Source organism: Streptomyces sp. NPDC034085 (genome assembly GCF_055575555.1).
Window position 1 is genome coordinate 499331 of record NZ_JBVISL010000005.1, and the last position, 13561, is coordinate 512891.

The 13561-nt window shown below is 73.4% G+C and carries 9 protein-coding genes and 1 tRNA gene; 9 read left to right on the forward strand and 1 reads right to left on the reverse strand.

From position 1 onward, the window contains the following. Positions 1-157: 157 nt before the first annotated feature. The 4 genes from tmk (at position 158) to ACZ501_RS21055 (ending at position 6635) form a co-directional block, all read left to right on the forward strand. On the forward strand, positions 158-3331 hold the full coding sequence (tmk, locus tag ACZ501_RS21040) for a dTMP kinase (RefSeq protein WP_468797254.1): 3174 nt from the start codon (positions 158-160) through the stop codon (positions 3329-3331). Between the two features lie 115 nt (positions 3332-3446). Beyond that, the gene (locus tag ACZ501_RS21045; protein ID WP_468797257.1) at positions 3447-4658 is read left to right on the forward strand and encodes a DNA polymerase III subunit delta'; all 1212 of its coding nucleotides are present in this window, start codon (positions 3447-3449) and stop codon (positions 4656-4658) included. Between the two features lie 268 nt (positions 4659-4926). Beyond that, positions 4927-6459 (forward strand): alpha/beta hydrolase, encoded by a 1533-nt coding sequence (locus ACZ501_RS21050; protein ID WP_468797260.1) that lies wholly within the window; start codon positions 4927-4929, stop codon positions 6457-6459. 102 nt (positions 6460-6561) lie between these two features. After that, positions 6562-6635: transfer RNA gene (locus ACZ501_RS21055), tRNA-Thr, on the forward strand. An 81-nt stretch (positions 6636-6716) separates the two neighbouring features. Here the strand turns inward: ACZ501_RS21055 and ACZ501_RS21060 are convergent. Continuing rightward, positions 6717-7193 carry a hypothetical protein gene (locus ACZ501_RS21060; RefSeq protein WP_361600759.1) on the reverse strand — a complete coding sequence of 159 codons (477 nt, stop codon included), beginning with the start codon at positions 7191-7193 and terminating at the stop codon, positions 6717-6719. Positions 7194-7505: 312 nt separating this feature from the next. Between ACZ501_RS21060 and ACZ501_RS21065 the strand changes: the two genes are divergently transcribed. From ACZ501_RS21065 to ACZ501_RS21085, 5 genes are all read left to right on the forward strand, one after another. Further along, positions 7506-9671, forward strand: coding sequence for an MMPL family transporter (locus tag ACZ501_RS21065; protein WP_468797262.1), 2166 nt, complete (start codon positions 7506-7508; stop codon positions 9669-9671). Positions 9672-9675: 4 nt separating this feature from the next. Further along, positions 9676-10869 carry a sensor histidine kinase gene (locus ACZ501_RS21070; protein WP_361600765.1) on the forward strand — a complete coding sequence of 398 codons (1194 nt, stop codon included), beginning with the start codon at positions 9676-9678 and terminating at the stop codon, positions 10867-10869. Next, positions 10859-11512: a response regulator transcription factor gene (locus ACZ501_RS21075; RefSeq protein ID WP_361600768.1), complete on the forward strand. Its 654-nt coding sequence runs from the start codon at positions 10859-10861 to the stop codon at positions 11510-11512. Before ACZ501_RS21070 ends, ACZ501_RS21075 begins: the two co-directional genes overlap by 11 nt. A gap of 128 nt (positions 11513-11640) precedes the next feature. After that, positions 11641-12870, forward strand: a complete 1230-nt coding sequence (locus tag ACZ501_RS21080) for a serine hydrolase domain-containing protein (RefSeq protein WP_361600771.1) — start codon at positions 11641-11643, stop codon at positions 12868-12870. A 100-nt stretch (positions 12871-12970) separates the two neighbouring features. After that, entirely contained in the window at positions 12971-13495 is a 525-nt protein-coding gene (locus ACZ501_RS21085; RefSeq protein WP_468797264.1) for a GNAT family N-acetyltransferase, read from the forward strand. The last annotated feature ends 66 nt before the right edge of the window (positions 13496-13561 follow it).

A 13561-nucleotide genomic window follows, 5' to 3' on the forward strand; every position in this document is an offset into this window, starting at 1 on the left:
GCAGCGGCCCGCGCCGGGCCGAGGGCCGGAGCGCGTTCCTCCGTTCCCGGTGCGTTCAACAGTCCTCCGGCCCGCCCCCGGAAGGTGGGTGGCGGGTCACACCCGGCGTCGTCCACAGCCCCCCGCAACCGCCAGGCACAGCGGATAGGCTGGGCGGATGACGCGAGCCGAGCAGCCGACGGTCGTGACCGCCTCCGAGAACCCCTCCTACGACGAAGCCCTAGCCGCGGACTCCCGCGAGCGAGCGGTGCGCGCCCTGCTGCGCACGCCCGGGCTGCGCCGGCTGTGGAGCGCCCAGCTGGTGAGCGGCATCGGCGACGCCCTGGCCCTGCTGGTCCTGGTGCTGCTGACCCTCCAGGCGGCCGTGACGGCCGGTACCGAGAGCCTCTTCGGCGGCGGCTACCGGGGCGCGGCCTTCGCCGTCGCCGCCGTCTTCGCGGTGCGGATCCTCGCCACCGTCCTGTTCGGCGCGGTCCTGCTCGGCCCGTTGGCCCAGCTCACCGCTCCCGGCGGGAAGCTGGAGCGCCGCTGGACGATGGTCGGGGCCGACGGCCTGCGGATCGGGCTGTTCGTCGTCGCCCCGCTGTGGCTCGACTGGATCCCGGCCCACGCCACGACCGTGCTGCTCGCCACCGTCTTCGTCTCCGGTGCCGCCGAGCGGGTGTGGACGCTGGCCAAGGAGAGCGCCGCGCCCGCGCTGCTGCCGGCGCCGCCGCCGGAGGGGGCGACCGTACGGCCCCTCCCGGACCACCTCGACGCCCTGCGCCGCCTCACGCTGCGCACCGCCTTCGCGGCGATGCCCGTGGCGGCCGCGGCGCTGCTCGCCGCGACCCTCGTCGGGCGGGCGCTGGGCCTCGGCGTCGACTGGTTCGCCGCGAACCAGGCGGCGCTGGGCTCGTACGTCGCCGCCGGCCTGTTCGCCGCGTCCGTCTCGCTGCTGGTGCCGCTGGCGCTGCCGGCGGTCAAGACCCCGAGGCCGCGTTCCCCGCTCGAGGGCCTGCGGGCCCCGAGGGCGGGCGACCGGCCCGAGAAGGGCCGCACGGGGGCGATCCCGCTGCTCGTGCTGGCCTGCGCCGCCGTCGCGGGAGCGGTCGCCTGCGCCGCCTCCGTTTCCGTACTGCACGCCTTCGACCTGGGCGGCGGGCCGTCCGCGTACGCCCTGCTGGTGCTCGCCCTCGTCGGCGGGACCGGCCTCGGGATCCGCGCCGCCCAGGCCGGCAGGGTGCTGCCCGGGCTGTCGCGGCGCCGGCTGCTGGCCCTGGCCATAGCGGTGGCCGGGCTCGCGCTGCTGCTCGCCGGGCTGGTCCGGGACACGGCGACCGTGCTGTTCCTGGCGCTGCTCGCGGGCACCGCCGCGGGCGTGGCGGCCAACACCGGCCACACCCTGCTCGACCAGGAGACCGAGGAGTTCCGCCGGGCCCGGGTCACCGAGCACCTCCAGGCCGTGGTCCGGGTGGCCGTCGCCCTCGGAGCCGTCGCCGCCCCGCTGCTGGCCGCGGCGATCGGCCCGCACCGGCTGGGCGGCGGCCAGGTCGTCCTGCCGCTGGGCGGCGCCGCGTACGTCCTGACGCTGGTCGGCGTGCTGCTGCTGCCCGTCGCGGTGGTGGTCCTGGTCAAGGCCGACGACCGCGGCGGCGTACCGCTGCGCCGCGACCTGCGCGAGGCGCTGCGGGGCGGGGAGCCCGTGCAGGCCCCTTCCGCGACCGGGTTCTTCATCGCCCTGGAAGGCGGCGACGGAGCCGGCAAGTCCACCCAGGTGGAGGCGCTCGCCGACTGGATACGGGGCAAGGGCCACGAGGTGGTCGTCACCCGGGAGCCCGGTGCCACCCCGGTCGGCAAGCGGCTCCGCTCGATCCTGCTCGACATCTCCTCCGCCGGTCTGTCGAACCGAGCCGAGGCCCTGCTGTACGCCGCCGACCGCGCGGAGCACGTGGACACGGTGGTCCGGCCCGCCCTGGAGCGCGGTGCGGTGGTCATCTCCGACCGCTACATCGACTCCTCGGTGGCCTACCAGGGCGCCGGCCGCGACCTGTCCCCGACCGAGATCGCCCGGATCTCCCGCTGGGCCACCGACGGGCTCGTCCCGAACCTGACCGTGCTGCTCGACGTGTCCCCGGAGACCGCGCGGGAGCGGTTCACGGAGGCGCCCGACCGGCTGGAGTCCGAGCCGGCCGAGTTCCACCAGCGGGTGCGGGCCGGCTTCCTGACGCTCGCCGCGGCCGACCCCGGGCGCTACCTCGTGGTCGACGCGGGCCAGGAGCCCGGCTCCGTGACCACCGTCGTACGGCACCGCCTGGACCGGATGCTCCCGCTCTCCGAGGCCGAGGTCGCCGCGCAGATCGAGGCCCGGCGGCTCGCCGAGGAGGAGGCCCGGCGCAAGGCCGAGGAAGAGGCCGCGCGCAAGGCCGAGGAAGCCCGGCTGAAGGCCGAGGAGGAGGCCCGCCTGGCGCGGGAGGCCGAGGAGGCCCGGCGCGCCGCCGAGGCCGAAGCCGCCCGCAGGGCCGAGGAGGAGCGGCTCAGGGCCGAGGAGGAAGCCCGCGCCCGGGCCGAGGCCGAGCGGCTGCGGGCGGAGGCCGAGCAGAAGGCGCGCGCCGCCGAGCGGGAGCGGATCCGGCTCCAGGAGGCGGAGGAGGCCCGGCTGCGGGCCGAGGCGGAGGAGCGGCGGCTGGAGAAGCAGCGGCGCGCGGAGGAGGCCCTGCTGCGGGCGGAGGAGGCGCGCCGGCTCGCGGAGGCGTCGGCCGCGGCGGCGGCCGCCAGGGCTGCGGCGGAGCCTGCCGCGGCGGCCGGGCAGGCGGCTCCCGCTGCTCCTTCGCCGAAGGTGGAGATGCGCAAGGAGCCACTCCCGGACGATGCCGTCACCGTCGAGACCCCCGTGGTCCGGCGGGTCGTACAGCCCGACGACGTGACCCAGACCGTCCCGGTGCCGAAGATCGACCCGCGCGCCGCACGCCCCATGGACGAGACGGCGGTGCTGCCGTCCGTACGGCCCGAGGGCCCGGCTCAGGACACGGACCGGCAGGCTCCGGCCGGGCGGACCCGTCCGGCCGAGCGGCCGACGGCGCCGCACTCGCAGGAGGCCCCGGCCGACCGGGTTCCGCCCGGCATCTTCCGGGACGCCGGGAACGACGCGACCCGCGAACTGCCCGTCGTCGGGGACGACGGCCGGCAGCGCCGGGCCGCGTCCGACTGGGCCGAGGCGACCCCGATGGACGACCTGCCGACCCTGGCGGACGAGCTGCTCGGCCCGCACCGGGACGACGAGGACGGTCACGACGGCCAGGACGGTCACGACGGCCCGGGCGGTCGTGGCAGGCCGCGCCGCCGCCGCTGATCCGGTCCCGGCGGTCCCGAGCGGGAGGGCCCGGGACCGCGGGCGGGGAATGTCAGCGGCGGGCGCCACAATGTGAGCAGGCAGTATCCACGGAGAGTGAAAGGCGGTGGGCGGCATGCCCGTGTGGGAAGACCTCGTCGGCCAGGAGCGCGTTCAGGCACAGCTGGCCGCCGCAGCCCGCGATGCCGACCGCCTGGTCACCGCCATCGAGCAGGGCACCCCGCCGCCGCCCGCTTCCAAGATGACCCACGCCTGGCTCTTCACCGGCCCGCCGGGCTCCGGCCGGGCCACGGCCGCCCGCGCGTTCGCGGCGGCCCTCCAGTGCGTCAGCCCGGACCGGGCCCTCGGCGGCGAGCCGGGCTGCGGCTTCTGCGACGGCTGCCACACCACCCTGGCCGGCACCCACGCCGACGTGGAGATCGTGCGCACCGACCTGCTGTCCATCGGTGTGAAGGAAACCCGCGAGCTGGTCCGCCGGGCCCAGCTGTCACCCGCGGTGGGGCGCTGGCAGGTCATCGTGCTGGAGGACGCCGACCGGCTCACCGAAGGCGCCGGGAACGTACTCCTCAAGGCCGTGGAGGAGCCCGCTCCGCGGACGGTGTGGCTGCTGTGCGCGCCTTCCCTGGAGGACGTGCTGCCCACCATCCGGTCCCGCTGCCGGCACCTGACCCTGACCACCCCGTCCGTGGCGGCGGTGGCCGAGGTGCTGGTGCGGCGCGACGGCGTGGAACCGGCCGCCGCCGCGGCCGCGGCCCGAGCCACCCAGGGCCACATCGACCGCGCCCGCCGGCTCGCCACCGACGAGGCCGCCCGGACCCGCCGCGCCGCCGTCCTGAGGCTCCCGCTGCGGGTGGACGACGTCGGCGGCTGCCTCAAGGCCGCGCAGGAGCTGGTCGACGCCGCCGCCGAGGACGCCAAGCAGGTCGCGGAAGAGGTCGACACGAAGGAGACCGAGGACCTGAGGGCCGCGCTCGGCGCCGGAGCGGGAGCGGGCAGCCGTCTGCCGCGGGGCACCGCCGGGGCGATGAAGGAGCTCGAGGACCGCCAGAAGCGCCGCCGCACCAGGACCCAGCGCGACACCCTCGACCTCGCCCTCACCGACCTCACGGGCTTCTACCGGGACGTGCTGGCCCTCCAGCTCGGCTCCGCGGTGGCCATCGCCAACGAGGACATACGGGCGGACCTGGACCGGATCGCCCGGGCCTCGGGCCCCGAGCGCACGCTGCGGCGCATCGAGGCGATCATCGCCTGCCGTGACGCCCTCGACCGGAACGTGGCGCCGCTGCTGGCGGTGGAGGCCATGACGATGGCGCTGCGCGCGGGCTGACCGGCCCCTGGCCGGCCCCTGACCGGCGCACGGCCCGGTCCGGGCTCGGTTCCGCTCGGCCTTGGCCCGGTCCGGGCTCGGTTCACGGCCCGTCCACGGCTCTTTCCCCAAGCCGGTCCGCCAACCGGTTCACCCGTACGAGCGGTCCCGGGCCGGCCGCTGCGAGGGGCCGCTCGGGGCGCGGCGCCCGGCTCCCGCCCGGTCGGCGGACGGCCGGGCGGATCCCGGACACCCGACGGGGGCCCTCGGCAGCACGTAGGCTCGCCGCATGGACACCAGGAGCCTGCTGCGCACCACCGGGACCGCGATCGCAGCCGCCGGGCTGCTGATCTCCGGGTGCACCTCCGGGGAGCCGCAGGCGGCCCCCGCGGCGCCGTCCACCGCCGTCCCGGAGGCGCTGCGCCCGTACTACAGCCAGAAGCTGACCTGGCGTGACTGCGGTGTCCCCGGCTTCCAGTGCTCCACCCTGAAGGCGCCGCTGGACTACGCGGACCCGGGTTCCGGCCAGGACGTCGAGCTCGCGGTGGCCCGTCGCCCGGCCACCGGCCCGGGGAAGCGGCTGGGCTCCCTCCTGGTCAACCCCGGCGGCCCCGGCGGTTCCGGCATCGGCTACCTCCAGGCGTACGCGGGCATCGGCTACCCGGCGCCCGTGCGCGCCCAGTACGACATGGTCTCCTTCGACCCGCGCGGGGTGGCCCGCAGCAGCCCCGTCGAGTGCCTGACCGGGCCGGGGATGGACCGCTTCACCCAGGTGGACCAGACGCCGGACGACCAGGCGGAGCGCGCCCGGCTGGTGACCGCGTTCAAGGAGTTCGCGGCGGGCTGCGAGACGCGCTCGAAGCGGGTCCTGCCGCACGTCGCCACGGTGGACGCCGCCCGGGACATGGACATGCTCCGCGGGGTGCTGGGCGACGAGAAGCTCAACTACGTCGGAGCCTCGTACGGCACCTTCCTCGGCGCCACGTACGCGGAACTCTTCCCGGCCCGTGTGGGCAGGCTGGTCCTGGACGGCGCGATGGACCCCTCCCGGTCGGCCCTGGAGCTGAACCGCGACCAGACGGCGGGCTTCGAGACCGCCTTCCGCTCCTTCGCCAAGGACTGCGCGAAGCAGGCGGGCTGCCCGCTGGGCCAGGGCGGCCCCGACGCGGTGGCGCAGCGCCTGAAGGAGTTCTTCCGCAAGGTCGACGCCCAGCCCGTCCCCTCGGGTGACCCGGCCCGTCCGCTGGGCGAGTCCCTCGCGACGACGGGGGTGATCGCGGCGCTGTACGACGAGAGCGCCTGGCCGCAGCTGCGGGAGGCCCTCACCGACGCGATGAACGGCGACGGGGCCGGCCTGCTGGCCCTCGCCGACAGCTACTACGAGCGCGAGGCGGACGGCACGTACGCGAACCTCATGTTCGCCAACGCCGCCGTGAACTGCCTCGACCAGCCGCCGGCCTTCAGCGGTCCCGAGGCGGTGGACGCCGCGCTGCCCTCCTTCGAGAAGGCCTCCCCGGTCTTCGGCACCGGCCTGGCCTGGGCCTCGCTGAACTGTGCCTACTGGCCGGTCAAGGCCACCGGCCAGGCGAAGCCGCTGAAGGCGGCGGGCGCGGCCCCGATCGTGGTGGTCGGCACGACGCGGGACCCGGCGACCCCGTACAAGTGGGCCCAGGCCCTGGCCGGCCAACTGGACTCGGGCACCCTCCTCACGTACGACGGGGACGGCCACACGGCGTACGGCCGCGGCAGCGACTGCGTCGACACCGCGATCAACCGCTACCTCCTGCAGGGCGTGCCCCCTGCGGACGGCAAGCGCTGCTGACCTCCGCCCGCCCTGGTTCGGGGCACCCGGTTTAACCCTGTAGACTTGGCGCCGCTGCTGATGAGAGCTTCCTTCCAGGGAAATTCTTGTCTCCCCAGCGATGCCGCCTTAGCTCAGTTGGCCAGAGCAACGCACTCGTAATGCGTAGGTCTCGGGTTCGAATCCCGAAGGCGGCTCTGTAGAACCCTCAGGACTCACTCGCCGTGACCTGGGGGTTTTGCTATTTCCAGGGACCGGTCGGCGCATGCGCCGACCGGTCACGTGTAGTCGAAGAAGCGGTGCCACCACAGCTGCTGCCAGTCGTCCATCTCTGTAGGACCGCCGTACCGCTTCCTCAGCACGCGGCGGGGCATCCAGACGCAGCCGAGTGCCTCTGAGGCGGCTTCGATCCGGCTGCGGTCCTCGTCATGCAGCCCGTCGGCGGGCTCCCCCGTGTCGGCTCTGACACCTCCCGCACCCGCAGCGATCAAGGACCCGAAGTTGCTGAAGCGGACGACGACAAGGTCCCTGCTCTTCGTGGCGATGGATGGGATGACGATGTCGCCGTGGAAACTGGCATCTTGCACTCCCCGGTCAACGGAGCATGCGCAGTCGAATGCCTGATCGATGTCTGCGGCGAGCCGATCGAAGCGGGCGCGGGTGGCGGCATGGTCGTAGTCCCTTGGGAATTCCCGGTGTTCTGCGTCATCCAGGTTCCGCAGCAGAGACAGTAGGCGCCGGTCGTCGACGGTCAAGTCCTTCTCCCAGTTGATCGAAAAGGTCGGTTCGGCGGAAGAGCGGCGGCCGTAGGGCGCGTGACGCAATGGAGGGGCCTGCCCGCGCGTGTGGGACGCCCGCGCAGCTGGTTCACGAAGGCATTGTCGCGTCTGTCCGGATCTGACGGGAGCCGGTCCCGGGCGTTCGGCGGGTCTGTTCCCCGCGGCCGGCTCCGCCCTGACGCGGTCGGTTGAGCGGGGTGGGCTCTTTGGGGGTCCATCGACCGGTGGACAACGAGTTCAGTCGGTCGAGGCTGTCGGGCGCCGGGGCTGCTTGGCCAGCATGGATGCATGACGAATCTCCCTGTACGCATGGCCCGTTGGAGCGCCGCACATCCGTGGCGCGCCATCGTCGGATGGTTCCTGTTCGTCGCTCTCTGCCTGGGCGCGGGGATCGCCGTCGGCGGCAACCCGGCGACGAGTGAGGACTTCCGGATAGGCGAGGCCGGCCGGGCGGAGGCGTTGGCAGCCGAAGGCGGGCTCCAGCAGCGGCCGCTGGAGCGGGTGCTGATCACCTCTCGCGGGGGTGGGAGCCCGCCCGGGGCCGCGGCGCGGGAGGTGGCCGAGCGGATGCGGGCGCTGCCCGAGGTGCTGGCTGTCGCCGATCCGGTGACAGCGGCCGACGGTTCCGCGGTCCGGGTCGACGTGACCATGAAGGGGCCGGAGCTCGAGGGCAAGAGGCACGTGGACCCGCTGCTCGCGGCGACCGCCGAGGTGCAGTCCGCGCATCCGGAGCTGCGTGTGGAGGAGGTCGGCAGTCCTTCCATCGGCAAGGGGGTGGAGAGGCTGCGCGGGGACGACCTGGCCCGCACCGAGGTCATCGCGCTCCCGGTCACGCTGGTCACGCTGCTGCTGGTCTTCAGCTCCGTGGTGATGGCCCTGGTGCCGCTGCTGCTGGCGCTCTCCTCGATCATCGGGGCCGTCGGCCTGTCGATGCTCGCCTCGCACGTCTTCCCTGACGCCGGGGTCGGCACCAATGTGATCCTGCTGATCGGGCTCGCGGTGGGCGTGGATTACACGCTCTTCTACCTCAAGCGGGAGCGGGAGGAGCGGGCCAAGGCGGGTGGCCGTCTCGACTCGCGGGCGATCGTAGAGCTGGCTGCGGCCACCTCCGGCCGGGCCGTGGTGCTCTCGGGGCTGGCCGTCGCGGTCTCCAGCGCCACCCTGTACCTGGCGGACGACGTCATCTTCTCCTCCATCGCCACCGGCGCGATCGTCGTGACCCTGGTTGCGGTGGCCAGTTCGCTGACCGTGCTGCCCGCGCTGCTGGCCAAGCTCGGCGAGCGGGCCGAGCGCCGGGCCGTACGCAAGGGCGCCCGGACCCGGCGGCGGGGCGGCGGCAGCCGCGCCTGGGGCGGGAGGCTCACCGCCGCCGTGTTGCGGCCCGTCAGCCGGCGGCCCGGCGTCACCCTGGCCGTGTCCGTCCTCGCGATGCTCGCCCTGTCCGCTCCGCTGCTCGGCCTGAAGCTCACCGACATGGGCCGTGAGACGCACTCCCGCGCCATACCCGCCATGCAGACGTACGACCGGCTGAACGCGGCCTTCCCCGAGCTCAAGGCCATGAACCAGGTCGTCGTACGGGCCCGGGAGGAGCAGGCGGGCGAGGTGGGCGCGGCCCTGGACGAGCTGGCGCGACGGGCAGGAGGGCAGGCGGGTGTACGGACCTCCCAGGACGGCCGGACCAGCCTCCTGGAGCTGGCGGTCCCGCACTACGTGAGCACCGAGGAGGCGCAGGGCTCGCTGCGGCGACTGCGCAGCGAACTGGTGCCCGCCACCGTCGGCAAGGTGGCCGGCGCCCGGATCGCCGTGACCGGTGACGTGGCCCGCTACGCCGACTATCCCGAGCACCAGAAGCGGAAGCTGCCGCTGATCATCGGGGCGCTGCTGCTGGTGACCTTCGGCATGACGGTGTGGGCGTTCCGCTCGGTGGTCCTCGGGCTGGTCGGCGTGGTGCTCAACCTGCTCTCGGCCGGAGCCTCGCTCGGTGTGCTGGTGCTCGCCTTCCAGGGGACCTGGGCGGAGGGGATGCTCGACTTCACCTCCACGGGGTCGATCGGCTCCCGGGTGCCGTTGTTCCTCTTCGTGATCCTCTTCGGGCTGTCGATGGACTACCAGGTGTTCGTCATCAGCCGGATCAGGGAGGGGGCACTGGCCGGGGTGCCCACCCGCAAGGCGGTGCTGGACGGGATCGGCAGCTCGGCGGGCGTGGTGACCAGCGCGGCCGTGGTGATGGTGACGGTGTTCGCCAGCTTCGCCGCGCTGCACCTGATCGAGATGAAGCAGATCGGCTTCAGCCTGGCGGTGGCGGTCCTCCTCGACGCCTTCGTCATCCGGATCCTGGTGCTGCCGTCCTTGATGCTGCTGCTCGGCGCGTGGAACTGGTGGCCTTCGCGCGGCATGCGCGCTGCTCAGCGGACGGTGTCCCCCGAGCTCCCGTCTCTCGAAAAAGTAGGCTGACATGATGAGCCAACCCCCAGCCGCATCAGCCAGGTTGTGGATCGCCGACCTCCATCTGGGCCACACCGTGATGTGGTTCGTCCTCGGCCTGGCTCCTTCGGCCGTCGCCGTGGTGGATGACGCCGGTCCGGCGAAGTGGGCGTCGCTTGCGGTGCTGGCGGTGCTGGCCGGTGGGCACGCGGTGGTCCGGCTCTTCCCCCAGAATCCGGTCCTGCGGCCCGAGCGGTACCTGTGGGTGCTGGCGGCGGGGCTGGGCGCGATGGGCTGGCTGCCGGGCGGCGGAGCGGCACTGTTCATCGTCTCCCTCCCGCAGTTCTGGATCTTCACGGCGACGGCCCGGGCCGCGATCGTCCTCAGTGGGGCGGCGGCCGCGGCGACGGTGGCCGGCAGCTCGGTGCGCAGCGCCGACGTACTGACGGGCAACGGGGTCTTCACGCTCATCGGATACGCGACGGGAGTGCTGGTCGGCATGCTGGTCCACCGGCTGATGGAGGACGCGGAAGCACGGGCGCTGAGGCTGAGCGAGCAGCTGGAGCACACCCGGCAGCGACTCGCCGAGGCCCACCGCAGGGAGGGCGCCACCGCAGAGCGGGAACGACTCGCCCGGGAGATCCACGACACGCTCGCCCAGGGCTTCGCCTCGATCATCGTCCTGGCGGAGGCAGCCCGTGCGGGCGTCCGTACGGAACCGGAGCGGGCGGCTCAGCAGTTGCTGTCCATCGAGCGGACCGCCCGGGAGAACTTCGCCGAGGCGCGGGTTCTCGTAGGGTCCGCGCCGCAGAGCGGCCTCACCCCGGGGTCGGTGGCCGCGACCCTGCGCCGGACCCTGGACCGGTTCGCGCAGGACACCGGGCTCACGGTCGAGGCGGAACTGCCGGAGATCGCATGCGACCAGCAGACCCGGATCGCGTTGCTGCGCTGTACGCAGGAGTCGCTGGCCAACGTACGCAAGCACGCCGGAGCCTCGACGGTGGGCGTGGTCCTGGCCGGGCTGCCCGACGCCGTCGAGCTGGAGATCACGGATGACGGCCGCGGCTTCGTGGTCGACGACTCCCGGGGTTTCGGGCTCGACGGCATGCGCAAACGGATGGCCGAGCTCGGCGGAGCGCTCACGGTCACCAGCTCCCTCGGGGACGGGACCCGCGTCCTCGCCACGATCCCCCACGGCAACAACGGACAGGTGCGACATGACGGTTGAGGACGAGACGATCCGCGTGGTGGTCGTGGACGACCACACGGTGATGCGTGCCGGAGTGGTCGCGCTGCTGGCCCCGGAGCGGGCCATCGACATCGTGGGCGAGGCCGGCAACGGCCGGGAGGCCATCGAGCTCGTCACCGCCCTCGCCCCCGACGTGGCGCTGGTGGACCTGCGGATGCCGGTGCTCGACGGGGTCGCCGCGACCGAGCAGATCGTCGCCGGCCCCTCCGGGACGCGGGTGCTGATCCTCACCACCTATGACACGGACGCGGAGATCGAGCGGGCGGTGGAGGCGGGGGCCGTCGGATACCTCCTGAAGGACACGACCCGCGAGCAGCTCGTCGACGCCATCCGTGCCGCGCACCGGGGGGAGACGGTGCTCGCCCCCCGGGTCGCGGAGCGCCTCGTCGCCCGCATACGCCGCCCGGCTCCCGTGGCCCTGACCTCCCGGGAGCTGGACGTGCTGAACGCGGTGGCGGACGGGCTGTCCAATGCGGACATCGGCCGGCGGCTGGTGATCGCGGAGGCGACGGTGAAGACCCACCTGCTGCGGGTCTTCGCCAAGCTGGACGTCAGCGACCGTACCCACGCGGTCGTCACGGCCATCGAGAGCGGGTTGCTCCAGCGCCCCGGCCGGGGATAGGGGGGCCTGCTCGCGGGGCGGTGGTGAGGGCCCGGGTTCGGGTCGCCGCACGCGCGGGGGCGGGTCTAGTTTGGGAGGGACACGGCAGTGGGTCGGGGGCCTGGGCGGCGCATGGCAGGAGGCCGGGCATGACGACACGGTGGCGCAGTGCGGCGGTCGTGGCGGCCGCGGTCGGGCTGGTGATGGTCCCCGTCGGTGTCGGGGCGGGGTACGCGTGGGAGACGGCGGCGCCCGCGACCGTTCAGGCGGCGCCCGCGGTCACTCCGCCGCCTCCGGCGGCCGACGACTTCCCGCAGCTCACGCCGGCGGTGGCGGCGCAGCTGGACGGGGCCGTCCAGAAGGTGCTGAAGGAGGCGCGGGTGCCGGGTGTGGTCGTGGCGCTGTCCGCCCCCGGCAAGGGCGAGTACGTGCGGTCCTTCGGTGTGGCCGACAAGGCGACCGGCGCGCCGATGCGCGCCGACATGAACCAGCGGATCGGCAGCGTGACGAAGACCTTCACGGTGACGGCCGTCCTGCAGCTGGTCGACGCCGGCAAGGTGGGGTTGGACGACCCCATCGGGAAGTACGTCGCCGGGGTGCCGAACGGCGACCGGATCACCTTGCGCGAACTGGCCGGGATGCGCAGCGGGCTGTTCAACTACTCCGAGGACGAAGGTTTCTTCAAGGCGCTGACGACCGATCCGCGGCGCCCCTTCACCCCGCAGGAGCTGCTCGGATACGCCTTCAAACATCCGGTGCAGTTCGAGCCGAACGCCAAGTTCGACTACTGCAACACCAACCTGATCCTGCTGGGGCTGGTGGTGGAGAAGGTGAGCGGGACCCCGCTGAACCGCTACATCAACGAGCAGGTGGTCAAACCCGCCGGGTTGCGGCACACGTTCTTCCCGACCGGTGCGGAGTTCCCGGCCCCGCACGCGCAGGGCTACACCGACCAGACGGCCTCCGGGAAGACGGAGAACGCCACCGACTGGAACCCCTCCTGGGGCTGGGCGGCCGGTGCGATGGTCTCGGACCTCCCCGACCTGCGGAGCTGGGCCAAGACGCTGGCCACCGGGACCCTGCTGACCCCCGCCACCCAGGCCCAGCGGCTGAAGGTGGTGTCGGCGCTGCCCGGTACCGGTTACGGCCTGGGCCTCTTCAACGTCCAGGGCTGGATCGGGCACAACGGATCGCTGCCGGGCTACCAGGACCTGGTGGTCTACCTCCCGCAGTCGCAGGCGACCCTGGTGGTCATGCTGAACACGGACATCGGCTACGAGGGTTCCGAGCCCAGCACCCTGTTCGGTGAGGCGATCACGAAGATCGTCACCCCGCAGCACGTGTTCTCGCTGCCCGCCCAGCCCGTGACCGGGCACTGAACCGAGCACGTCCCGGCCGGCCGGGACGACCGCACCTGCAACGGCTCCTGTTCCCCGCGCACAATGGACCACGTCGCGCGAGTGGATCAAGGAGAAACGCATGTTCGGTCAGTCGGAAACCCAGGACGGCATCGGCAACGGCATCGGCAGCACGATCACGGACGAGGGCTCCGGCGTCGTGCTCCGCGTGGCGGGAGAGGCGGACCTGGACACGGCCGCGGACCTGTTCCGCGGCTACCTCGACTTCTACGAGGTGGACGTCAAGGCCGCGGACGGCCCGCGGCAGTTCCTCGCCGAGCGCATCGCCAGGGGGGAGTCGCTGGTACTGCTCGCCGACGCGCCCGGCGTCGCCGGCACGGTCGGTTTCGCGCAGGTCTACCAGGCGTTCTCCTCCCTCACCCTGAGCACGGCGTGGATCCTCAACGACCTGTACGTCGCCCCCGCCGGCCGCCGTACCGGCGCCGGCCGGGCACTGCTGCGCGAGGTGCTGCGCCGGGCGCGGGAGGCCGGAGTGGCGGGGGTGCAGCTGGAGACCGCGTACGACAACCACGTCGCGCAGGGGCTGTACGAGTCCGAGGGCTTCGTGCGCGAGGAGTTCCACGTGTACTTCCACGACCTCGGCTGAGGAGCCCTCCGCCCTGCCCCCCGAAATCACGGGTGAAACATTTCCCGGGGGCCGTCGCGTCGATGG

Bases quoted from the DNA above. Each gene is read 5' to 3' on its own strand.
- ACZ501_RS21075 (WP_361600768.1), top strand. From the start codon at position 10,859: ATGACGGTTGAGGACGAGACGATCCGCGTGGTGGTCGTGGACGACCAC.
- ACZ501_RS21085 (WP_468797264.1), top strand. From the start codon at position 12,971: ATGTTCGGTCAGTCGGAAACCCAGGACGGCATCGGCAACGGCATCGGC.
- ACZ501_RS21080 (WP_361600771.1), top strand. From the start codon at position 11,641: ATGACGACACGGTGGCGCAGTGCGGCGGTCGTGGCGGCCGCGGTCGGG.
- ACZ501_RS21065 (WP_468797262.1), top strand. From the start codon at position 7,506: ATGACGAATCTCCCTGTACGCATGGCCCGTTGGAGCGCCGCACATCCG.
- ACZ501_RS21070 (WP_361600765.1), top strand. From the start codon at position 9,676: ATGAGCCAACCCCCAGCCGCATCAGCCAGGTTGTGGATCGCCGACCTC.
- ACZ501_RS21050 (WP_468797260.1), top strand. From the start codon at position 4,927: ATGGACACCAGGAGCCTGCTGCGCACCACCGGGACCGCGATCGCAGCC.
- tmk (WP_468797254.1), top strand. From the start codon at position 158: ATGACGCGAGCCGAGCAGCCGACGGTCGTGACCGCCTCCGAGAACCCC.
- ACZ501_RS21045 (WP_468797257.1), top strand. From the start codon at position 3,447: ATGCCCGTGTGGGAAGACCTCGTCGGCCAGGAGCGCGTTCAGGCACAG.